21 protein-coding genes and 1 tRNA gene are annotated in these 22,470 nt (G+C 60.8%); 18 read left to right on the top strand and 4 right to left on the bottom strand.

Annotated features, from left to right (window positions below):
• Positions 1 to 12 precede the first annotated feature (12 nt).
• Complete coding sequence (locus AC1DXO_RS04325; protein WP_476976864.1) at positions 13 to 495, top strand: TIGR02300 family protein; 483 nt, start codon at positions 13 to 15, stop codon at positions 493 to 495.
• A gap of 54 nt (positions 496 to 549) precedes the next feature.
• On the opposite strand, the gene AC1DXO_RS04320 is transcribed toward AC1DXO_RS04325, so the two are convergent.
• Positions 550 to 1,164 carry an FMN-dependent NADH-azoreductase gene (locus AC1DXO_RS04320; RefSeq protein ID WP_476976863.1) on the bottom strand — a complete coding sequence of 205 codons (615 nt, stop codon included), beginning with the start codon at positions 1,162 to 1,164 and terminating at the stop codon, positions 550 to 552.
• A gap of 114 nt (positions 1,165 to 1,278) precedes the next feature.
• On the opposite strand from AC1DXO_RS04320, the gene AC1DXO_RS04315 reads away from it, so the two are divergent.
• Positions 1,279 to 2,184 carry a LysR substrate-binding domain-containing protein gene (locus tag AC1DXO_RS04315; RefSeq protein ID WP_476976862.1) on the top strand — a complete coding sequence of 302 codons (906 nt, stop codon included), beginning with the start codon at positions 1,279 to 1,281 and terminating at the stop codon, positions 2,182 to 2,184.
• A gap of 20 nt (positions 2,185 to 2,204) precedes the next feature.
• On the opposite strand, the gene AC1DXO_RS04310 is transcribed toward AC1DXO_RS04315, so the two are convergent.
• Positions 2,205 to 3,053, bottom strand: a complete 849-nt coding sequence (locus tag AC1DXO_RS04310; protein WP_476976861.1) for a helix-turn-helix transcriptional regulator — start codon at positions 3,051 to 3,053, stop codon at positions 2,205 to 2,207.
• Between the two features lie 131 nt (positions 3,054 to 3,184).
• Between AC1DXO_RS04310 and AC1DXO_RS04305 the strand changes: the two genes are divergently transcribed.
• Positions 3,185 to 4,024: an N-acyl homoserine lactonase family protein gene (locus AC1DXO_RS04305; RefSeq protein ID WP_476976860.1), complete on the top strand. Its 840-nt coding sequence runs from the start codon at positions 3,185 to 3,187 to the stop codon at positions 4,022 to 4,024.
• Here AC1DXO_RS04305 and AC1DXO_RS04300 read toward each other — a convergent pair.
• A complete protein-coding gene (locus AC1DXO_RS04300) occupies positions 4,021 to 4,788 on the bottom strand; it encodes an arylamine N-acetyltransferase family protein (RefSeq protein WP_476976859.1) in 768 nt (255 codons plus the stop codon). The two genes, AC1DXO_RS04305 and AC1DXO_RS04300, sit on opposite strands and share 4 nt — an antisense overlap.
• 156 nt (positions 4,789 to 4,944) lie before the next feature.
• Between AC1DXO_RS04300 and AC1DXO_RS04295 the strand changes: the two genes are divergently transcribed.
• Positions 4,945 to 5,020: transfer RNA gene (locus tag AC1DXO_RS04295), tRNA-Ala, on the top strand.
• 209 nt (positions 5,021 to 5,229) lie between these two features.
• Here the strand turns inward: AC1DXO_RS04295 and AC1DXO_RS04290 are convergent.
• Positions 5,230 to 6,561, bottom strand: coding sequence for a GGDEF domain-containing protein (locus tag AC1DXO_RS04290; protein WP_476976858.1), 1,332 nt, complete (start codon positions 6,559 to 6,561; stop codon positions 5,230 to 5,232).
• Between the two features lie 235 nt (positions 6,562 to 6,796).
• Between AC1DXO_RS04290 and AC1DXO_RS04285 the strand changes: the two genes are divergently transcribed.
• The 14 genes from AC1DXO_RS04285 (at position 6,797) to hpf (ending at position 22,409) form a co-directional block, all read left to right on the top strand.
• Entirely contained in the window at positions 6,797 to 8,404 is a 1,608-nt protein-coding gene (locus AC1DXO_RS04285) for a sulfotransferase family protein (RefSeq protein ID WP_476976857.1), read from the top strand.
• Between the two features lie 163 nt (positions 8,405 to 8,567).
• A complete protein-coding gene (locus tag AC1DXO_RS04280) occupies positions 8,568 to 11,042 on the top strand; it encodes a TonB-dependent receptor (RefSeq protein ID WP_476976856.1) in 2,475 nt (824 codons plus the stop codon).
• A 196-nt stretch (positions 11,043 to 11,238) separates the two neighbouring features.
• Entirely contained in the window at positions 11,239 to 11,379 is a 141-nt protein-coding gene (locus tag AC1DXO_RS04275) for a hypothetical protein (protein WP_476976855.1), read from the top strand.
• Between the two features lie 385 nt (positions 11,380 to 11,764).
• Positions 11,765 to 13,492 carry a DUF1800 domain-containing protein gene (locus AC1DXO_RS04270; protein WP_476976854.1) on the top strand — a complete coding sequence of 576 codons (1,728 nt, stop codon included), beginning with the start codon at positions 11,765 to 11,767 and terminating at the stop codon, positions 13,490 to 13,492.
• A gap of 19 nt (positions 13,493 to 13,511) precedes the next feature.
• Positions 13,512 to 15,071 carry a DUF1501 domain-containing protein gene (locus AC1DXO_RS04265; protein WP_476976853.1) on the top strand — a complete coding sequence of 520 codons (1,560 nt, stop codon included), beginning with the start codon at positions 13,512 to 13,514 and terminating at the stop codon, positions 15,069 to 15,071.
• A gap of 238 nt (positions 15,072 to 15,309) precedes the next feature.
• Positions 15,310 to 15,789: an HD domain-containing protein gene (locus AC1DXO_RS04260; protein WP_476976852.1), complete on the top strand. Its 480-nt coding sequence runs from the start codon at positions 15,310 to 15,312 to the stop codon at positions 15,787 to 15,789.
• A 24-nt stretch (positions 15,790 to 15,813) separates the two neighbouring features.
• The gene (locus tag AC1DXO_RS04255; RefSeq protein WP_476976851.1) at positions 15,814 to 16,065 is read left to right on the top strand and encodes a hypothetical protein; all 252 of its coding nucleotides are present in this window, start codon (positions 15,814 to 15,816) and stop codon (positions 16,063 to 16,065) included.
• Positions 16,066 to 16,123: 58 nt separating this feature from the next.
• Positions 16,124 to 16,786: a dienelactone hydrolase family protein gene (locus AC1DXO_RS04250; protein ID WP_476976850.1), complete on the top strand. Its 663-nt coding sequence runs from the start codon at positions 16,124 to 16,126 to the stop codon at positions 16,784 to 16,786.
• Between the two features lie 106 nt (positions 16,787 to 16,892).
• Entirely contained in the window at positions 16,893 to 17,513 is a 621-nt protein-coding gene (locus AC1DXO_RS04245) for a ribonuclease D (RefSeq protein WP_476976849.1), read from the top strand.
• A gap of 25 nt (positions 17,514 to 17,538) precedes the next feature.
• On the top strand, positions 17,539 to 18,213 hold the full coding sequence (gene lptC / locus AC1DXO_RS04240; protein ID WP_476976848.1) for an LPS export ABC transporter periplasmic protein LptC: 675 nt from the start codon (positions 17,539 to 17,541) through the stop codon (positions 18,211 to 18,213).
• An 11-nt stretch (positions 18,214 to 18,224) separates the two neighbouring features.
• Complete coding sequence (locus tag AC1DXO_RS04235; RefSeq protein WP_476976847.1) at positions 18,225 to 18,761, top strand: LptA/OstA family protein; 537 nt, start codon at positions 18,225 to 18,227, stop codon at positions 18,759 to 18,761.
• 152 nt (positions 18,762 to 18,913) lie between these two features.
• Positions 18,914 to 19,663, top strand: a complete 750-nt coding sequence (gene lptB, locus AC1DXO_RS04230) for an LPS export ABC transporter ATP-binding protein (RefSeq protein ID WP_476977222.1) — start codon at positions 18,914 to 18,916, stop codon at positions 19,661 to 19,663.
• Positions 19,664 to 20,100: 437 nt separating this feature from the next.
• Positions 20,101 to 21,615 carry an RNA polymerase factor sigma-54 gene (gene rpoN / locus AC1DXO_RS04225; protein ID WP_476976846.1) on the top strand — a complete coding sequence of 505 codons (1,515 nt, stop codon included), beginning with the start codon at positions 20,101 to 20,103 and terminating at the stop codon, positions 21,613 to 21,615.
• Between the two features lie 176 nt (positions 21,616 to 21,791).
• On the top strand, positions 21,792 to 22,409 hold the full coding sequence (gene hpf / locus AC1DXO_RS04220) for a ribosome hibernation-promoting factor, HPF/YfiA family (protein WP_476976845.1): 618 nt from the start codon (positions 21,792 to 21,794) through the stop codon (positions 22,407 to 22,409).
• The last annotated feature ends 61 nt before the right edge of the window (positions 22,410 to 22,470 follow it).

Genomic DNA, 22,470 nt, shown 5'->3' with positions numbered 1-22,470 from the left:
TAAGGACGTCTCGTGGCTGATCCTGCCTTAGGTACCAAACAAGTTTGCCCGAACTGCACGGCAAAGTTCTATGATCTGAACAACCGTCCGGCGCACTGCCCGCGCTGCGCCTTCGAATTCGACCAGGAAGAAGTGATCCGCACGCGCCGTTCGCGTGTCCGCACCACAGCGCCTGACTACGAGGATGCCGACGAGGAGGCCGAAGATCAGGTGAAGGCCAAGGTCGCTGTCGACGACGAGGACGAAGAGCCGGAAGTGACCGCGCCCGAAATCGACGAAGTGGTGACCGACGACCCGCTGATCGTCGACGAAGACGAAGACCTCGATCCGGCCGATCCTGCCCGTGTCGCGCCTGACGCTGTTGACATGGATATCGAAGACGCCGACTTGGTTGATGACGACGCCGACGACGTGCCCTTCCTCGAAGACGATGAAGACGCCGACTTCGACGAGGAAATCGACGGCCTGCCCGACGCCGACGACGAAGACCGCTAAAACATTAGGCCGCCGGATCGCTCCGGCGGCCTTTTTCATTGCGATGCTGCCCCTTTAAGCCGCCACGTGCAGCCGGATATCCTGATCTGCGCTTGCCAAGGCTCTGGTTCTGGACTCCTCCCCCATGCTCAAGCCCTCGGCGCGCACGAAGCGCAGGTCGTCGACGCCCAGGAAGCCGAACACGGCCTTGAGATAGCTTTCCTGGTGGTCCATCGCCTCGGCCGGCAGGCCACTATACACGCCGCCCCGCGTCGACACGACGACTACGGACTTGCCGTGGACCAGGCCTTCCGGGCCGTTGGCCGTATAGCGGAACGTCCGGCCGGCCTGGGCGACGCGGTCGATCCACGCCTTCAATTGGCTCGGAACGCTGAAATTGAACATCGGCGCCCCGATTACCACGATGTCGGCCGCCAGGAACTGGCTCACCAGCCGTTCGGATACCGCGTTCTCACGGCGCTGCGCCTCGGAAAGATCCGCTGCCTCCACACCTAAACGAAATGCCAGCGAATTGGCATCCAGGTGCGACGGCGCCTCCCTGCCCAGGTCCAGATAGTCGACCTCGATGCCGGGATATCGGGCCGCATAGCCCTCGACGGTCTTCAGCGTCAGCCGACGCGAGACGGAACCGGCATCCAGGGGGCTTGAATCGATATGCAACAGTTTCATGATCAATCTCCACGGCGCGGCCAAATGGGCCTCGCCAACAGGATTGAATTTAGTTACACACCAAATCATCGATAAGAGGGCAATATCGGGATAGATTGTCTCATAGGTGGAACAATGATCGATCTGAACGACCTGTTATATTTTGCCGAAGTTGCTGACCGGGGCGGGTTCGCGGCCGCCAGCCGCAGCCTCGGCATCCCCAAATCAAAGCTGTCACGGCGGGTTGCCGAGCTCGAGTCACGCCTGGGCGTAAGGCTACTGCAACGCACGACCCGCAAACTCTCCCTCACCGAGGCCGGCGAAAGCTATCTTAGCCATTGCATCGCCATGCGCGAACAGGCCGATGCGGCCGAGGAGGCGGTCGCCCGCGTGCGCAGCGAGCCGCGCGGCACTGTGCGCGTGACGTGTCCCGTGACCCTGGCCCAGACGGCGCTGGCGCCCGTCCTGCCGGCCTTTATCGCCGCACACCCGCACGTTCGGATCGAACTTCGGGTGACCAATCGGGTGGTCGACCTGGTCCAGGACGGGATCGACGTAGCACTGCGTATCCGACCGACTCCGATTGAAGACGGCGGTAGCTTGGTCGTCCGCCATCTCGGCCGGACCTCGATCCGGCTGTTTGCCGCGCCATCGCTCTTGCAACGCGCCGACCCGATAATCTCGACCGGCGACCTGGATCGCCTGCCGACCCTGGCCATGACGGCAGTCGACGGCCGGACAACCTGGCATCTGGTCGGCCCGCGCGGCGAGAGCGTAGAGTTCCATCACCGTCCCGTCTGCATGGCGGACGACCTGCTCGTCCTGAAAGCGGCCGTCCTCGAGGGCATCGGCATGACCATCCTGCCGGAAAGCCTGTGCCACGATGAACTGCGGGAGGGGCGGCTCGTGCAGGTCCTGCCGGGCTGGGCGTCACCGGTTTCGAACATCCTGGCGGTATTCCCGTCGCGGCGCGGCATGGTGCCGGCGGTGCGTCGCTTTGTCGACTTCCTGGCCGCCAACCTCGCTGGCGAGGACATTTGAACCAAGATAAGTCCGCCTGACTACCGCCCCGTCGGCGTCGTGCCGAAATGCTCACGGTAGCGCCGTGAAAAATGCGACCGGGACGTATAGCCTGCTGCTTCGGCCGCAGCCAGGCTGAGCCCGCCGGCTTCCATGGCTTGCCGCGCCAGACGCAATCGCTCATCGGCCAGGATCTCGCGAAACGACGTGCCATCCGTCGCCAGACGTCGGCGCAGGGTCGAGGCGCCGATATTCAAGGTTTTCGCTATCTCGGCCACGCTCCACTGCTTAGCCGGCGCACTGCCGATCAGCCACGCTACCTGGTCGGTCAGGTTGGTGACGAACAGGGTACGTGCCGCCGCAAAGGGCCGCATCAGCGTCAGGACCTCGGCCATGCGCAATGCCTTGACGGTCTCGCCCTGACGGCCATCGGCGATGGCGGTGGCCGCATGGACAAGGGCTTCCACGAGATGAGCATCGGGGTCAATGGAAAAATCCGCTGCCGGACCGGCCGCTATCTCCACCGCTGACAGGGGCGCAACGCCGACGGGCAGGGCCGGCACCTCCATGATCAGCGATTCATAGACGCCCAGCCCGTCGTCGCTCGGGATATTGACCACGTCCAGCGGCACGTCGCGCGGCAGGACGAAGACCGAACCCGCCGGAAAGACCTGAACCCGGTCGCCGAGCCAGACCTCCTTGACGCCGTGCAGGACGATGACGATCGCGGCGTGCGGCATCCGTATGGCGGCGATCCGCTCGCGGTCCAGGGCGCAATAACAGAACAGGTTGCGGGCGTGGCTCTGTACGCCGGCCCGCCGTTCGGGAAACAGGGCACGAAGGCGCTGGACCAGCGGGGAAACGGATACGGGGCGAAGGTGCAGGTTCATGACCCTATCCTAGGCCGCAATCGGCGCACAAAAAAGAGCCGGCTGAGCGTTTCGGGCCCATATCGGTGCAAACCGGGCTCGTCGAGGGACAGCGGGGCGCTACACCGCAGGCCTTCACAACGGAGCCTCCCATGAAAGCCTTGTTCAAGACCCTGTTTGCCCTGACGGCCGCCTTCGCCGCCCATGCCGTGCCCGCCGGCGCCGCCGATGTCGAGCTGTGGCGTCTCGACTGCGGCCAGATTGCCGTCAGCGACCTCGGCGCCTTCTCCGACGCCTATGACTATGCCGGGGTCAAACGTACCCTGACCGATAGCTGTTATCTGATCCGCCACGGCAGCGACTATATGCTGTGGGATTCCGGCCTTCCCGCCACTTTCGTGGGCGCCAAACAGGATCCGGCCGCCCTGATGGCGCCGACCCTGACCGCCGATCTGGTCACGCAGTTGGCCAGGATCGGCGTCAAGCCGGCGCAGATCGGCCGGCTCGGTATCAGCCACAACCACTTCGACCATACAGGTCAGGCGGCCAGCTTCCCCAAGGCGGTGCTGATGATCGGCGCTGCCGACTTCGCTGCCTTTCGCGACACGCCGGCGCCTTTCGGTGTCGACGCCGGTACCGTCAAGCCCTGGCTGGACGGCACGTCGAAAGTCGAGACCTTTGCGACCGACCATGATGTTTTCGGCGACGGCAGCGTGACCATGCTGGCCATGCCGGGTCATACGCCGGGCGAAATGGCGCTGCTGGTTCGTCTGTCGCAGACCGGCGCCGTGTTGCTGTCGGGCGATGTGGTCCATTTCGAGGAACAGTTCGCCCATCACGGCGTTCCGGGTTTCAATGCCAGCCGCGCCGACAGCCTGGCATCCATGGTGCGCTTGCAGGAGATAGCGGCCAATCTTCACGCGATTTTAGTCGTGCAGCACGATCCCAATGACATCGCCCGTCTGCCGGCCTTTCCCCAAAGTGCCCGTTAAAGCTCCAGGCCGAACAACGCGCGCACGACGCCGGGCAGTTCGGCCTGACTCACCTGCCGCTCGGTCAGGCGCCCCTCGGCATAGGTCTTGAGCGCGTCGCCGAACAGGACATGCCGGCCCGTTGCGGTATGGCGGACCAGCAGCAGCTTCTGTACGAACACCGCGTCGGGATGGGTCGAGTTGTAATAGTTGGTGGCGATGAAGTCGCACAGTTCGAACGGGCTGAGATTGAAGCTGTAAAGCCCATTCCAGCCCTCCTCATCGCCACCCAACTGCGTCTCTATGGTCAGGACGTCGCCATCGCGCACTATGCGGTAGGTGTCGAAATCCTGTTGAACAGGTTCCACGGCATCTAGGCGGATCGGCTCACGCAGCCCGAACCGTCCGTAACCGGTATCGCACAGCCAGGCTTCTTCGCCTGGAAAGGCCAGGACGATCATATGGCTGCGTGCCTTGCGGGGACCCGGCACGATCGGCCGCGCCCCGAGCAGGCGATACGGAATCCCGATCGCCTCACACGCCATGGCGAACAGGCTGTTGACCTCGTAGCAATAGCCGCCGCGCGACGATGGCAATATCTTGGCGGCAATGTCCTCTGGATCGATCGACACGACCTTACCCCGCTGGACATCGAGATTTTCAAACGGCACGGTCCGCGCCTGGCGTTGCATCATCTGGCGCAAGGTGGCGTGGTCGGCTTTCGGCGAACCTTCGAATCCGATACGCTTCAAATAGGCGTCGAGTGAAAAGCTGGCGGCGTGCATGACGATCTCCTGTGGGAGAACCGCGTAACCGCGCCGGCAAAAGCCTTCAATAAAAAAACGAAAAAACTTCGCAAAGGGTCTTGCATGGCGGCGAGCCTTGAAATAGAAGTCGCCGCCTTGGTTCGCCAAGGACAAACTATACCATCTTTGACGGATGGGGCTTTAGCTCAGTTGGTAGAGCGCTTCAATGGCATTGAAGAGGTCAGCGGTTCGACTCCGCTAAGCTCCACCATTAAAAAGGCCTCCCACTTGGGAGGCTTTTTTAATGGTGTCGCCTGGGTCGAACCGCGCGGTTCGGTGCGACCCGAAAGGGCGCACGACGCCGAAGGCGCCCGCAGGGCAAGCATCGTCAAAACGATGCGCGTCACTCCGCTAAGCGACTAAAAGTGTCTTCCCGCAGGGAAGTCCAAACTGTCTTTCTTAAAGCGAACCCCAACTCACCTACGCAGCGTCCGACATCTCGGCACCGTGAAGCTTGCAACAGTTTCGCCCGCCGGCCTTGGCCGAGTACAGTGCCAGGTCGGCCAAAGCGACCATGGGTACCAGTTCTGCCTGGGTTACGTGCGACCAATAGATACCGAGGCTGGCCGTAACCTGCCCGCAGGGTCCGAAATCGAAGGTTTCGATGCTTTGGCGAATCTTGTCGGCGACACGCTGAGCGCCGCGCCGGTCGATATCGGTGCAGACGACAATGAATTCCTCGCCGCCCCACCGCGCCGCCATGTCGACCACGCGCACATTGCGGCTGAGGACGGTGGCGAAGGCCGACAGCACCTTGTCGCCGTAGTCGTGGCCGTGGGTGTCGTTCAGCTTCTTGAAATGGTCGATGTCGATCATGATGACGGCGGTGGAGAAGGTCGCGCCGCGCTCATTGATTAATGTGTCGAAGCGCTCGGTCACGCCGCGGCGATTGAGAATTCCGGTGAGGTGGTCGCGCCGCGCCGCATCCTGGGCGTCGCGCAGGGCCAGGGCCTCCAGCGTCCGCCGTTCCCGCAAGGCATGACGCAGATTGCTGATCCGATAGCCGAGATAGGTCACGATCATGACGATCCAGATGCCCAGCAGCAACGAATACCATTCGGCATCGCTGAGGATCGCCGTGCGTATCTCGATTTCACGCACCTCGAAGTCGTGGCGGCCCATCGGGGCTTCCGACCCCGTCTCGACGATCAGCGAGGTAATATTGTCGAACTGGGGACGTCCGAATTCCGGCGCCAGCTTGTGTTTGCGCAGCCACCAGTCGGCGACACCGAAATCGTCCAGCACAAATTCTGCGCGCTGCAGCTTGCCGGGTGTCGTATCGGCTTCAACCCGCAGATATTTGGGCGACTCGTCGTCGGCCGCATGGCTGTAGCTTGGGTCGAAGTTTTTGAGGTGGACCCGGAACGAGGTCGATGCGCCGCGATACATCATGGTGATGGCCAGCGAATGCATATGGCTCAGGTCGAGGCCGTGAATGCCCCTGTTGCGGTCGACAAACAGCTCAAAACCGCAATAGGGATAGGCATTGCCGCTGCGCAACTCGCAATCCAAATGCATAGGGCCGAGGTAGCGCGCAAACGACTTACCGCCGATATCGCCGTCGCTGAACACCAGATAGCTGCTGGACGCCGTGGTCGCCGGCGTAAAACGGACGGTGCGCTCGAGAATCTGGTTTTGCCAGATGATGGCGGCGGCTGTGAGCAGTAGCAGGCATAGCAGCGCCGTTTCGAACGCCGCGCTGGTCATCAGCCGCAGGCCGCGGCCGACGAAGCCAGATATATGTGGTTTCAAGCCCTCGTTACGCAACGCTGTTACTACCTATGACAACAGGTTTCAGAAATGCCTTGAAGCTACACTACACGCTAACCCTAAGCAGACGGTGAAGCTTTAATGTTAACGGGATTGCCCGTTCCGGAAACTCCGCTATCGGGTCTCGATGGCGCAGATCATCGAGCGTTATGTCGAGCCGGGCTGAAAACGTCATATTCTCTTTACAGGCTTTGCCAAATCTCTAAACCTTGGCGGCATGACCGCCTCGACCTCCGATCTCGCCATCCGTGCCGGCCTGCGCAATCCGCGCCTGCTGGAAGCGGCCCTGGCCCTCCACGACAACCGCCTGTCCGACGCCGAACCCCTGCTCAAGGCGCATTTGAAGGCCGACCCGCTCGACGTCGCCGCCATTCGCATGCTCGCCGAGCTGGCGGCGCGCATCGGCCGCCTGCGCGATTCCGAAAACCTGCTGCGCCGGGCGTTGGAAATCGCTCCGGAATTCGGCGCCGCCCGCGCTAATCTGGCGACCATCCTGTACCGCCAGAATCGCACGGTCGAAGCCCTGGCGGAGCTCGAACACCTGATCACCGAAGACCCGGCCAATGGCGGCGCCGGAAATCTCAAGGCCGCTGCCCTGACCCGTGTCGGCGAATTCGACGAGGCCATCGCGCTTTACGAAGCGGTCCTTAAACAGTCGCCGCGCCAACCCAAGGTGTGGATGAGCTACGGCCACGCCCTGAAGACCGTCGGCCGCACGCAGGACGGCATCGCCGCCTACCGCAAGGCGCTCGAACTGGCGCCCCACCTGGGCGAGGTCTGGTGGTCCCTGGCCAATCTCAAGGTGGTGAAGTTCTCAGAGGCCGACGTCGCGGCCATGCAAAAGGTCCTGATAGGTCCGCCGATCAGCGACGCCGACCGCTACCATATCGATTTCGCCCTGGGCAAGGCGCTGGAAGACGCCAGGGACTACGAAGCGTCTTTCCGCCATTACAGCGCCGGCAATGCCCTTCGCCGCACCTCCGACACCTACAGCGCCGACGACACGACGGCCTTTGTCGACGACTGCATCGCCACCTTCACGCCGCAGTTTTTCGCCGAACGCCGGGGCAGCGGCGACCTGTCGCGCGACCCCATCTTTGTGCTCGGCATGCCGCGCGCCGGCTCGACCCTGATCGAGCAGATCCTGTCCAGCCATTCGCAGATCGAAGGCACCCAGGAACTGCCTGACATTCCCATGCTGGCCCGCCGCGGCGCCGGCTATCCGCAGCGCCTGACCGGACTGGAGCCGGAAAAATTTGAACAGCTTGGCGCCGAATATCTCAGCCGGACGCGTATCCAGCGCAAGACCGAACGCCCGATGTTCATCGATAAACTGCCCAACAACTGGACGCATACGGGCTTTATTCACCTCGTCCTGCCCAATGCGACCATCATCGATGCCCGCCGCCATCCCATGGCCTGCGGTTTTTCCAACTTCAAACAGCACTTCGCCCGCGGCCAGAACTTCACCTACAGCCTGGAGGATATGGGGCGTTATTATCGCGACTATGTCCGTCTGATGGCCCATTTCGACGCTGTTCTTCCCAGCCGCGTTCATCGCGTCATCCATGAAAATCTCATAGAAGACACCGAAGGTGAGATCAGGGCCCTCATCGCCGCCTGCGGCTTGGAGTTCGAAGACGCTACCCTGAGATTTTTCGACAACGACCGGGCGGTGCGCACACCGTCCTCCGAACAGGTGCGCCGGCCGGTCAATCGCGACGGAACCGACGTCTGGAAGGGTTTCGAACCCTGGCTCGTTCCTTTAAAAAACGCACTCGGCGACGTACTGGAAGCTTATCCGCACGCGCCGGCCTTCGGCTGAAGCGCTATGTAACGTAAGGGAAACCTTACGAAATTGTCATAAATCAGTGATAAATTCGACACGCTTTCAACATCATTCTTCGCGTTGCAGCATATCGCGTTGACGTGTGATCACGACAGGAACAATCCTTTCGCAAATCTCAACCCCAAAGAGGGACCAGGCTATGAGAACGCGACTCCTTTCCGTTACGCTGCTGTCGACCACCATGCTGACCGCCGGCGCTTTCATCCCACATGCTGTCATGGCCCAGGATATGGCCAGCACGACCAGCGACGACACGATCGAGGTCGTGGTTACGGCGCAAAAGCGTTCGGAAAAGCTGTCCAGCGTGCCGATCAGCATCCAGGCCCTGACCACCAAGAAGCTGGACCAGCTGAATATCAGCAACTTCAACGACTATGCGGCGCAACTGCCCAGCGTGTCGTTCCAGACCACGCAGCCAGGTTCGACCAATGTCTATGTCCGCGGCGTGGCCTCTGGCGGCGACGGCAACCACTCGGGGTCCCTGCCCAGCGTCGGCGTCTATCTTGACGAACAGCCCGTGACCACCATCGGTGGCGCACTCGACGTCCATATCTATGACGTCGAACGCATCGAATCCCTGGCCGGACCGCAAGGCACCCTGTACGGCGCCTCGTCCGAAGCCGGCACCATCCGCATCATCACCAACAAGCCCGACACGACAGCCCTCTACGGTCGCTTCGATATCGAAGCCAACACCATCACCGGCGGCGATTCCGGTGGCAAGCTCGAGGCCATGGTCAATGTGCCGCTGGGCGACCGCGCTGCCTTGCGCATCGTCGGCTGGGGTGAGCATGTCGGTGGCTATATCGACAATATCGCGGGCTCGCGCAGCTTCCTGCCCGATCCCGGCGGCATCACCGTCAACAATGCCGACTCGGTCGAAGACAATTTCAACGACCTCAGCCTGGCTGGTGCCCGCGCCGCCCTGAAGGTCGACCTGAACGATGACTGGACCGCCACGGCGACCCTGATGGGCCAGAGCCAGAAGAGCCACGGTGTTTTTGGTTACGACCAGTCGCTCGGCGATCTCAGCGTCCAGCACTTCTATCCCGACTGGCGCAAGGACCGCTTCGCCCAGGCGTCGCTGACCATCCAGGGCAAGATCGGTAATTTCGACATTACCTATGCCGGCGCCGCCATGGACCGTCAGATCAACGCGACCAACGACTATACCGACTATTCCGAATCCTATGACGCGGCCTATGCCTCGTACGGCGGCCTGGCCGGCTACTTCTACTTCCAGGACGCCAATGGCGACACGATCGATCCGCGCCAGTACATCAATGGCGACGACTTCTTCACCAAGGAAAGCCACGAACTGCGCATCTCGTCGCCATCGGAAGACCGCCTGCGCTTCGTCGGCGGCCTGTTCTATGAACGCCAGACGCACCGCATCCTGCAGGACTATATCGTTCCGGGCCTGGCGCCGGACCTGTCGGTCAATGGCCGTCCCGGGACCCTGTGGCTAACCCTGCAGAACCGCAACGACCTCGATACCGCCATATTCGGTGAGCTCAGCTATGATCTCACGCCGAAACTGACCGCGACGGTCGGTTTCCGGTCCTTCCAATACGACAACAGCCTGATCGGCTTCTTCGGCTTCGGCCGTAATCCGAACGGCCCGCCGTGGAACGGCGCCGGTTCTTCGCGTACGGGTGTCGCGGGCTGCTATACGACCAGCGGCGCCACCGTGCGCGATGACTACAATAACGGCGTGTCCAGCACGGTCCTGCCGGGCGCCATTCCGGGGACGCCCTGTACCAATCTCGGTGTTCTCAACGCTGACGGCACGATTTCGGCCAAGCACGCCGAAGGCGATGGCTCGACCTACAAGCTGAACCTGAGCTATAAGCCGATGGCCGATCGTCTCTACTATGCGACCCTGTCACGCGGCTTCCGTCCGGGCGGCATCAACCGCCGCAGTACCATCGGCGCCTATGCCCCGGACTATTTGACCAATCTCGAAGCCGGTTGGAAGATTACCCTGAACAATGGCAAGCTGCGCATCAACGGCGCCGTGTATCATCAGAGCTGGGAAAAATTCCAGTTCTCCTTCCTCGGCCTGAACAGCTTTACCGAAATCCACAACGGACCCGACGCCGAAATCAACGGCATCGAAAGCGACGTGACCTGGGTGCCGTCTTCGCACCTGACCATAACGGCAACCGGCGCCTTTACCGATGCCAAGATCAAGAAGAACCTGTGCTCGTACGATGATCCGACCTATCAATGTACGGCCGGCGACGTCCTGGCGCCGAAGGGCACGCGCCTGCCTGTTACGCCACAGCTCAAGCTGGCCGCCACGGCACGCTATACCTGGACGGTCGCCGATCTGAGCCCCTACTTCCAGGCGTCGCTTGCCTATCAGGGCAAGGCATCATCGGATATACGCATCGACGACGCGGCGGTGGTAGGCGAATTGCCGGCCTTCTCGACGCTCAACCTGGCGACAGGCCTGAACCTGAATAACTGGAGCCTGGAAGGCTATATCAGCAATGTGACCGACGAACGCGGCGAGATATCGCGTTATGTCCAGTGCAGTATCTGTACGCGCACCTACGCTGTGCCGATCCAACCTCGCACCATGGGCATCCGCCTGGGCTCGAAGTTCTGATCGAATTTTAGGCTGAAAAACCAAGCCGCCGGTCAAGCGATCGGCGGCTTTTTTCATGACCACAGAATCTCAAGCGTGATTCATCATTTCCTTATCGAATTTTGATAAGCTGGTGCGGTACAAAATTTGTGAGCCCGTCTGGTGAGCCGGGCCGCCAGTAAAACCATAATGCCAAAGAAGGTAGATGGGTTCCGCCATGAACAAGATCACTGCCGCCAACTGGATCGCCGCCGCGCGGCAATCGTCGCCGCAATCGGCCATGCCCCAGCCTTTGGTGTTTTCGCGCCGTCCGACTGATGCGGCACGCCCCGACACCATCCTGCGGGCCATGGCGTAAGACCCGTCGGTCCGGAGAGTCATTTCGCAGTCCGGGACCAGATCCTCCACCCGGCCACGCGCTTAAAATGGCTGAGCTTTTTCCCCTTGCGCGATCATTCTTCCGACGGGGTTCGCCCTTATGGTGTGCGAACGGACCGGACGTTGCCTTTCCCTGAACGTTAAGAGCTTCACATTTCAGTGTCGCAATAATTTTAACCTGTCTTTACAGAAGATTAAGCGTGCCGTGTTTAATCTCGGCTGACTGGACAAATACGCAGGACGTAATAACGTCCGGTCACGCTTTGCGGATGAGAAAAAATCTAAAATTTCAGGGGTAGAGCATGGGCGGGCTGGATATTAAGCCAAGGTCTCTCCGGCCGTGGGCTGGAGTGTTAGCTGCCGGTATGTCGCTGATCCTGCTCGCCGGCTGCGGCGGCGGTGGTAGCGGTGGCAGCAGCAGTTCCAGCGGCGGCGGCACGCCTGTCGCCACGGGGCCGGATTCGACCACCCCGACGCCCGAACCGCATCCGACCGAGCTCGAAGCCGCGCGTTTCCTGACCCAGTCGACCTTCGGGCCGACGGACAGCACAATCGACAGCCTGACCCATTCGACCCTGAACGACTGGATCACCGAACAGGAGGCGATGCCGCAGACCTCGCACCTCGCCGACCTCGATGCCCGTCTGGCCATGTACCGGATAATCGATCCGAACCGTTACATCTACGAAGACGACTTCTACGACAGCTTCTGGGACCAGGCCGTGACGGGTGACGACCAGTTGCGCCAGCGCGTTGCCTTCGCCCTGTCGGAAATCTTCGTCACCTCCTTCACCAATCCCAATGTCGATGCCCGCGGCATGGCGGACTATTATGACATGCTGGGCCGTGACGCCTTCGGCAATTATCGTGACCTGCTTCAGGACGTTACCCTGCATCCGATGATGGGCGTCTATCTCAACATGCTGGGCAACCAGAAGGAATCGCCTGGGCGTCACCCCGACGAAAACTATGCCCGCGAAATCATGCAACTGATGTCGCTCGGTCTCTATAAGCTGAACATCGACGGCACGCGCGCCCTGACCCTGACGGGCGACCCCCAGCCCAGCTATACGCAGAACGATATCCGCAATCTCGCCCGCGTCTTTACGGGCTGGAGCTGGTACAGCCCGACGCCGGACGACGGAACCTTCTACGGCTGGCCGCGCGACGACGATGCGGTCGTCAAACCGATGCTCTACTACGCCAACTTTCATTCGATATCGCAGAAGCGTTTCCTGACAGCCAATATCCCGGCTTCCGTGACGCCGGACGGCCCGGCCGACCTGAAAATCGCCCTTGATACCCTGTTCAACCACCCCAATGTCGGCCCCTTTATCGGCAAGCAGCTCATCCAGCGCCTGGTGACCTCCGATCCAAGCCCGGATTACGTCAAACGCGTCGCCACCGTGTTCAACAACAACGGCCATGGCGTGCGTGGCGACATGAAGGCCGTCGTCCGCGCTATTCTGACCGACCAGGAAGCCCGCGATGCCGCGAAGACGGCCGAGCCCGGCTTCGGCAAGCTGCGCGAACCGGTTGTCCGCCTCGCTCATGTCCTGCGCGCCTTCAATGCTACATCCTATACAGGACAATGGCGGATCGGTTCGACCGCACCCAACTGGTCGATCAGCCAGTCCGTACTCGACGCACCTTCCGTGTTCAACTTCTGGCGCCCGGGCTATATTCCGCCGAATACGACGCTTGGCCGCAACGGTATCACCGCGCCCGAATTCCAGGGCGTCAACGAGGTCAGCGTCGCCGGCTATATCAACACCCTGCAATATGCGGTGGGCTACGGCATCGGCGACTGGCAGGGCGATGCGATCGGCAATGACGTCAAGATCAACCTGTCGGTCGACATGGCCAATGCCGAAAATCCGGACGCCGTCATCGACCACATGAACAAGGTCCTGATGTACGGCAAGATGTCTTCCCGGCTGCGCGGCCACATCAGCAATGCGATGAACGGCATCGAAATCGGCACCTTGGCCGGTGGCTGGACGCAGAACGACATCGACGAAGCCAAACGCAACCGGGTCAGGGCGGCCATTATGCTGACCATGGCCTCTCCCGAATACCTGGCCCAAAAGTAACTGAGCAGTAGGTGCAATTATGATCAGCAATCTCGGATTCAAGGATCGCGACCGCCGCCAGTTCCTGCGCCAGTGCGCTGCACTGGGCGGTATGGGCGCCATCGCACCGTTCGCCCTGCAACTGGCGGCCGCGGGCTCCCTCTCCGCCGCCTCGGCCCCGGACTACAAGGCCATCGTCTGCATCTTCATGTTCGGTGGCAATGACGCCAACAACATGGTCATGCCGACAGACCAGGACTCGTTCAACCGCTACTGGTACGCGCGCAGCCAGGGCAACGATCCCATCGCCCTGATGCCGGTCGGCGCGGCGGCTGTGGGACTGGGCCAGACCTCGCCCATCACCAGCCGTGTGGTCGCTTCGCGCGCCCAACCGGAATTCTGGGGCGGCATGATCCCGATCGTGCCCAAGACACCCAATCCGATTCCCGTCGGCACCAACGCGACAACGCGGACCTTCGCCCTGCATCCGCATATGCGACCCGCCCAGACCCTGTTCAATGCCGGCCGCCTCGCGGTCATGGCCAATGTCGGCACCCTGATCCAGCCGACACGCCGCTCCGACTACGAAAACGGCCGCAACCTGCCGTCCAACCTGTTCTCGCATAACGACCAGCAGACCATGTGGCAGGCGGGCGCCACCGAAGGCGCCCAGATCGGCTGGGGCGGTCGCCTGGCCGATATGATCGCCAGCGGCAACGGCGCCAACGCCCTGTTCACAGCGCCCTCGACTTCCGGCAACACGGTCTTCCTGTCGGGTGACAAGACCTTGCAATATCCGCTCAATGTCTATGGCAATCCGGCCCAGCGCATCGACGGCACCACAGGCTGGCTGTACGGCAGCAGCATTCCGTCGAAGGAACTGCGCCTGATTATCCGCGATGGCGCGTCCGCCAACTACTTCCAGAACGACCACGCTGCCACGGTGTCGCGCTCCATGTCGGCGGCGGACATCATCAACGGCGCCTACCAGCAGCCCATCCCCTCGGGCGTTCCCGATGCGCCGCCGTTCATAGATCCGTTCACCGGCGACCCGGGCGGCAGCTATTTCCTGGCCCAGCTCAATACGGTGGCCAAGATGATCGCCGCCGGCCCGGCGCTTGGCCTGAAGCGCCAGGTCTTCTTCGTCAGCATGGGCGGCTTCGATACCCATAACGGTGAAAACGGCTCCCAGCCGCAGCTGATGGCCGAACTGTCCCAGGGCCTCGCCTATTTCGACACTGCCCTCAAGAATATCGGCGGCATCGACATGCGCAAGGCGGTGACGGCCTTTACGGCGTCGGATTTCTCGCGCACCTACCAGAGCAATGGCGATGGCACGGATCACGCCTGGAGCGGCCACCATCTCATCTGGGGTGGCGCGGTCAAGGGCGGCGACATGTACGGTCAGTTCCCGACGGTCGGCATCGACCAGACGGGCTTCAAAAATCCGGACATTGTCGACAATGCCATGATCCCGACGACCTCGGTGGAACAGTACGGCGCGACGATCGGCAAGTGGTTCGGCGTGTCGGACACGGACCTGAACGACATCTTCCCGCATCTCGGCAACTTCTCGACACCCTACCTCGGCTTCCTGTAATATGGCTGCACAACGGGGCAGGCACCTCACCCTCCTCCCTGTTGCGTAGCAAAAGGGGAGGTGGCGAGCTTGTCTCGCCGGAGGGGTCATTCCACTGACGACGTCACTGCAAATCGGCTGGCAAGACCTGTGTGCCCGACTGTCCATCAGCGACAGTGCCGGGCTCTGGTCGACGCTCGTCAAGGCCTATGGCGAGCCGCATCGGCATTACCATGCCTTCGATCATATCGCCGCGGTGGTGACTCTGTTCGACACTGTGCGCGACCGCTTCGAAGACCCGGACCAGGCCCTTCTGGCGCTCTATTTTCACGACGTCGTCTACGACCCGTCACGTCACGATAACGAAGCCCAGAGCGCCCACCTTGTGGCGCACCTGCTGCCTGGTCATGACGTCAGTCGGGCCGCTCATCATATTCTGGCAACACAAAAGCACCTGGCCGAACACGATCCGGACACCAATCTGGTACTCGATATCGACATGTCGATCCTGGGTGCTCCGTGGACGGACTATCTCGCCTATGCACGTGGCGTCGCTCGTGAATACCTGCCGGTGTACGGCCCGGAAGCCTATGCCGCCGGCCGCGTCGCCCTGTTCCTGACGCCGACAATCGAACGCGACCATATCTTCCTGACGGATGCCTTTAGCCACCTCGATGCCCAGGCGAAGCAAAATCTCGCTACCGAACGTGCCCTTTGGCAAAGCGGCGAAATGATATAAACAAGTCCCTTCGAGGGAAGCCGCATGACCGACAATATTGCGAAACTGCTTCTTACGGCGGCTTGGACCGGGTTTGCCCTGTTTTTCCTGTCGATGATCGTCAAAAGTTGGTTCGACGGTCGCCTGAGAGTCAGGGGCCTGGGCTGGGTCACGCGCCAGGACAATCCTATTGCCTTCTATTTCCACATCATCTTGTTCGTTATCGTCGGAACGGCTTTCAGCATCTTCGGCCTGTACGTCTTTTTTCTTGGGTTAAGGCGGGTTTTCGGCTTCTGAATTTTCGCCTGCATTTTCCATATCGACTGTATAATCGCGCGTCACAGGAGATTCGACCATGGGCCAGATGATCACCCTCAACCGCCCGGATGGCGGCGCGCTCGACGCCTGGCTTTCCGACACCGACCCGGCGCGCCCCTGCGTGATCGTTATCCAGGAATGGTGGGGCCTGAACGACCATATCAAATCGATTGCCGATCGCTTTGCGTCCGAGGGGTTCAACGCCCTGGCGCCCGATCTCTACCATGGGCGCATCACCAGGGACGCCGATGAGGCCTCGCACATGATGAATGGTCTCGATTTTCCAGGCGCTGTGCATCAGGACATCGCCGCGGCCCTGGATTATCTCAAGGCCATCAACCCTTTGGTCGCCGTCATGGGTTTCTGCATGGGCGGCGCCCTGACCATCGGCGCCGCGGCCCGTCTCGAAGGTTTTACAGCGGCGGTCTGTTTCTACGGTGTCCCGCCCAAGGCTTTTGCCGATCCGGCTGCGATCAAGATCCCGTTCCAGGGTCATTTCGGCAACCAGGACGACTGGGTGACGCCGGCGGTGGTGGCCGATATCGAAGCCGGCATGACGGCAGCCGGCAATCCACCCGAAATCTACAGTTACGACGCCGACCACGCTTTTTTCAACAAGACGCGGCCAGAGGTCTATAATCCAGAAGCCGCCGAACTGGCCTGGAAACGCATGATGGCGTTTTTGCGCGCCAAACTGTAACACTTGGTTTTGCGGCCATGCCTTGACGTTTGTTCGCAAAGATTGACCTTTGCGTCATTCAGGTTTAGCGAAAACCAAACTGTCACATAAGAACAAGGCGCATAACTTGACCGTATTCTACCATGAGCGCGATCTGCCCGACGGCCTGGACCTGGGCAAGTCGGTAGCGCTGGATTCTGAAACCATGGGGCTGCGCTTCGGCCGCGACGACCTGTGCGTGGTCCAGCTGTCCAGCGGCGACGGTAATGCCCACGTGGTACGCATGAATCGCCCTGCCTATGACTGCCCGAACCTCAAGGCCCTGCTTATCGATCCTTCGGTTCTGAAACTGTTCCACTACGGCCGTTTCGACATCGGCATGTTCGCCCTGCACCTTGGCGTGTCGACCACACCGGTCTATTGCACCAAGATCGCCTCGAAACTGGCGCGCACCTATACCGACCGCCACGGTCTGAAGGACCTGTCGCGCGAACTGCTGGGCGTCGACATGTCAAAGGCCCAGCAAAGTTCGGACTGGGGCGCAGCCAGCCTTTCGCCCGACCAACTGGCCTATGCGGCCTCCGACGTCCTGCACCTGCACGCCCTGAAAGAGCGCCTCGACGCCATGCTGGCGCGCGAGGGCAGGACCGAACTGGCCCAGTCCTGTTTCGATTTTTTGCCGCAGCGCGTCAAACTGGATTTGGCAGGATGGGAAGATTGCGATATCTTCGCCCACAGCTGGATCTAGACCGGCGCACACGGATAAATATTTCATGGACGTGACCGAGGTTAATGCCCGTCTTGCCCCGCCCGTCGACGCGGATGAGGAACAGACGGCGCGTCGTCAGCAACTGGGCGTCGAAGTCGCCGCTGTTCGTCGCCGTTCGCGCCTTATCAAGCAACTGCGCACCTTCTTCCCAGCTGCCATCATCCTTCTCATCATCGGCAATTTCGGCTGGATCGTGGTGACCAGTATCGTCAATTCGTTGATCGTCTTCGGCGGCAATTCCAACGAAATCCGCATGACCAATCCGCGTTATTTCGGCCAGAGCGGGAAGGGCGACCATTATACGATCAGCGGTCTTGAGGCTGTGCGCAAGGGCAAGGACTCGACCACCGTGACGCTGAAGGCGCCGGTGATGGAGTTCAAGGGCGACAGCGATCGTTCGACCAGGCTGTCCGCCGCCAATGGCGTCTTCGACCAGACGACACGGCAATTTGTACTTAGCGGCAATGTGGTCATGGTCGCCGGCGGTTCGGATTTTACCTTCAAAACCGATGAAGCCATTGTTGACTTGACGAATTCGACCGTTCATGGCGACAAACACATTGATGGAATGAGTTCCGTCGGTCATATAGTTGGCGAATCCTTTGTCATTTCCGACAACGGCAACTCGGTCGAATTCCACGGCAAGGGCGACGCCAAAGTCACGGCAAGCCTGCAATAGAGGGGAATGGCATGAAAACAACATATCTCGTTCTGGCGGCTATGGCCGTATTCGGTCTTACCTCTTCTGCCGGAGCGCAGGTCTCGCAACAGGGCGGCCCCGTCCTGGTCGGCGGTGACAACTGGCACGCCGACGAAAACGCCCATACCCAGGTGTGGGACGGCCGCGTCGAAATTACCCAGGCGGATTCGCGCCTGCGCGCCGACCATGTCACCATCACCCACGCTGCAGGCGGTGAGGGCGAGAACAAGGGTTGGGGCGAGGTGGTCCGCATCGAAGCCTCGGGCAATGTTTATTACGTGACGCCCGACAATACGGTGAAGGGGGATACCGCCGTCTACACCAAGGCCGAAGACACCATGGTCATTTCGGGCGACGTCATCCTGCAACAGGGCAAGAACGTCATGACCGGCACGCGCCTGGTCGCCGAAGTCGGCAACGGCGTAACGACCATGGACGCCGCGCCGACGGCCTCGGGCAAGGGCCGTGTCCGCGCCGTTATCTATCCCGACGAGGACACCGCGACCAAGGCCACCAACGCTCATTGATAGCTGGGCGCCAGCGCAATCCGATAAAGTGGCCGCCACTTTTCGGTTAAATTGCGCGACAAAACGAAAATCTGGAGCGGGGTTTTGAGTACATCAAAGCCCCGCTCCAGCGCCAGCCGGGAAATATTAAAATCGTGAATGACATACCAGATATCCTCTCCTCCACGCCGAAGCCGGGCGTAGCCGACGGCATCGTTGTCCAGGGCGTAGGCAAGACGTACAAGGACCGCGCTGTCGTCAAGAGCGTCAGCCTGGCGCTGGGTCGTGGCGAGGTGGTGGGCCTGCTGGGTCCCAACGGCGCCGGCAAGACGACGTGCTTCTACATGATTACGGGCCTGATCGAGGCCGACTACGGCACGATCATGCTGGACGGCCAGGACATCACGCACCAACCGATGTATCAGCGGGCGCGTCTCGGCATTGGCTACCTGCCCCAGGAAGCGTCGATCTTCCGCGGCATGTCGGTAGAGCAGAACATTCTGGCCGTGCTGGAACTGAACGAAAAAGACCAGAAAAAGGTCGCCGATGACGCCACGCGCCTGCTCGAAGACCTGCGCATCACCCATATCCGCCACTCGCCGGCGACGGCCCTGTCGGGTGGTGAGCGCCGCCGCGTCGAAATCGCCCGCGCCCTGGCCAGCAAGCCGTCCTTTATGCTGCTCGACGAGCCTTTTGCCGGTATCGACCCCTTGGCCATTTCGGACATCCGCGAGGTCATCATCTATCTGAAAAGCCGCGGCATCGGTATCCTGATCACCGACCACAATGTCCGCGAGACCCTGGAAATCGTCGACCGTGCGTCGATCATCCACAGCGGCGAGGTCCTGTTCGAAGGTACGGCGCAACAGATCACCCACGATCCGGAAGTCCGCCGCGTCTATCTCGGCGAGTCGTTCAACTAAGGTTTTCTGTAGTGCTAGTCAGAGTTCTCACCACTCTGACGGTGGAATCTTGGATCACGAAAAGCACGAAAAGCAGAAAAGCACGAACGGCGTAAGCCGAATCTTCCTCGCCCGAAGGGCAATCGATCACAAAAGCCGCATCAACGAGCTAAGGCGCTTCGCGCGGTAGAACGGCCACATCGCCGCTTATTCGTGCTTTTCTGATTTTCGTGCTTTTCGTGATCCAAAATTCCACTACCGAAGACGTGCCGTCACCGCGTTGAGCGAACGACTATCCACATCTTCCAGCGTCCGCATTAACCCTTCCCAAGAAATTGTTAACGCAATCGTGCCAGACATGATCCCTGCGATATCGCTCCGGCAAAAAATGCTGGGAAGCTAAACAAATATAGACGATTTACGGCCAGTATGGCGCGAAACGGCTATCAGGTTCAGGCATGGCGCTCGGTCAAAGATTAGAACTCAAACAGGGGCAGGGGCTCGTTATCACGCCCCAGTTGCAGCAGGCTATCAAGCTGCTGCAACTGTCCAATCTTGAGCTCGAAGCCGTCATTGAAACCGAGCTGGAACGCAACCCTTTGTTGCAGCGCGACGACGCTGACCCGATCGGCGACGCCGAAGCCGAAGCTCCCGTTGAATACCGCGAAGAACGTCCCGAACTCGAACTCGGCGACCGCGACACGGCCCAGGCCAATAGCGACATGGACGTGTCGCAGGCGGACGTCTATGGCGACGATACGCCGCCGGTCCGTGAACGCGAAAGCGCCAATGCCAGCGACTCCGAAGGACCCATGGTCGACTGGAGCAAGGCCGGCAAGGGCGGCAGCGGCTTCGACGGCGACGACGAAGGCCTGGAACGCAGCCTCAGTCGCGAAAAAACCCTGGCTGAACACCTGACCGACCAGGCGATGATCGCCCACTTCTCGGCGCCGGAAATCGCCATCGCCCAGATCCTGATCGACGCCGTCGACGAAGCCGGCTACCTGCGCGCCTCGCTGGCCGAAATCGCCGACCGCCTGGGCTGCGAACTGAGCCTTGTCGAGAAGGTCCTGGCGGCCTGCCAGGGCTTCGAGCCAACCGGCATCATGGCGCAGTCGGTGCCGGAATGCCTGAAACTGCAACTGATCGAACGCAACCGCTTCGACCCGGCCATGGCCGCGCTGATCGACAATCTCGAACTGCTCGCGCGCCGCGACCTCAGCGCCCTGCGCAAGGTGTGCGGCGTCGACGAAGAAGACCTGATCGAGATGATTTCCGAGCTGAAATCGCTGAATCCGCGTCCGGGTGCGGCTTTCGGCGCCGAACCGTCACAGACCGTTGTGCCTGACGTCTTCGTCCGCCCCGATCCGTCCGGCGGCTGGCGCATCGATCTCAATTCCGATACCCTGCCGCGCGTCCTGGTCGACCAGAAATACCATGCCAAGGTGGCGACATCCGCCCGTTCCGACGCCGAGAAGTCCTACCTCAGCGAATGCCTGAACCAGGCCAACTGGCTGATCAAGAGCCTGGACCAACGTGCCCGCACCATCCTGAAGGTGTCGTCAGAAATCGTCCGGCAACAAGACGCTTTCTTTGTCTACGGCGTCGAATATCTACGCCCGCTGAACCTGAAGACGGTGGCCGAGGCCGTCGGCATGCACGAATCGACGATTTCGCGCGTCACCTCGAACAAATATATTTCGACACCGCGCGGCGTTTTCGAGCTGAAATTCTTCTTTACCTCGTCGATCGCTTCGTCCGACGGTACGGCGGCCCATTCGGCCGAATCCGTCCGTCATAAGATCAAAACCCTGATCGATTCCGAGAAATCGTCCGGCGAAATACTCAGCGACGACCGCATCGTCGAACTGCTGAAAGAGGCCGGTGTCGACATCGCCCGCCGCACGGTCGCCAAGTATCGCGAAGCCCTGCGCATACCCTCGTCGGTCGAACGTAAACGACTGATTAAATAAGGCAATTAATGGTCCCTACCGGGGCTTTTTGCCGCACGTCCAACACATATAAGTGACTTTTCAACGCCGCTTATCGGCGTACTCTGATCTCAGGCCCATATGGGGTCCTCGGCGGCGCCTGACGTGCAACAGGCGCCCTGGTTCTTGCATTTTCAAAGAACGGAGCGATCATCGCTATGCATATTCAAGTCAGCGGAAAACAGGTTGAAGTCGGCGACGCCCTGCGTCAGCGGATCGAAAGCGAACTGGCGTCTGGTATCGCCAAATATTTCGATCGCGGCGGAGATGCCGAAGTCACGATTTCGAAGCAGGGACATATGTTCAAGGCCGATTGCCTTGTACGCTTGGCTTCGGGTCAGATTCTGGTCTCGCACGCCTTTGGTGGCGACGCCCATTCGGCCTTCGACGGTACGCTCGACACGATAGAAAAGCGTGTCCGCCGCTACAAGCAGCGCCTCAAGCAACACCATAATGGCACGCCGGCCAAGGAAGAAACGGCCAATGTCACCGTCCTGCGCGGTGTCGATATGAGCAATGACGATGGCTCTGACGGTGAGCTCGACGACGGTATGGACCATACCTCGCCGCCCCATTCCATGATCATCGCCGAAACCGAAACCCAGCTGCGCACCATGACGGTCTCCGCAGCGGTGGCGGAAATGGAGATGTCCAACTATCCCGCCATCATGTTCCGCAATGCGGGCCATGGCGGCCTGTCGATGATCTATCGCCGTCCGGACGGTAATATCGGCTGGGTCGATCCTGAACGCACGCGCATGCGTGCCGCGTCTTAAGTGCGGGCGCCGGCGCACTGCCTAACAACCACAGTTGACGCGTGAAGCGGGGCCATCTATT

It is taken from the genome of Asticcacaulis sp. P2_C5 (assembly GCF_056404555.1).
Note: the sequence above shows the minus strand (reverse complement) of the source record. Positions and strands in the feature narration are given on the sequence as shown.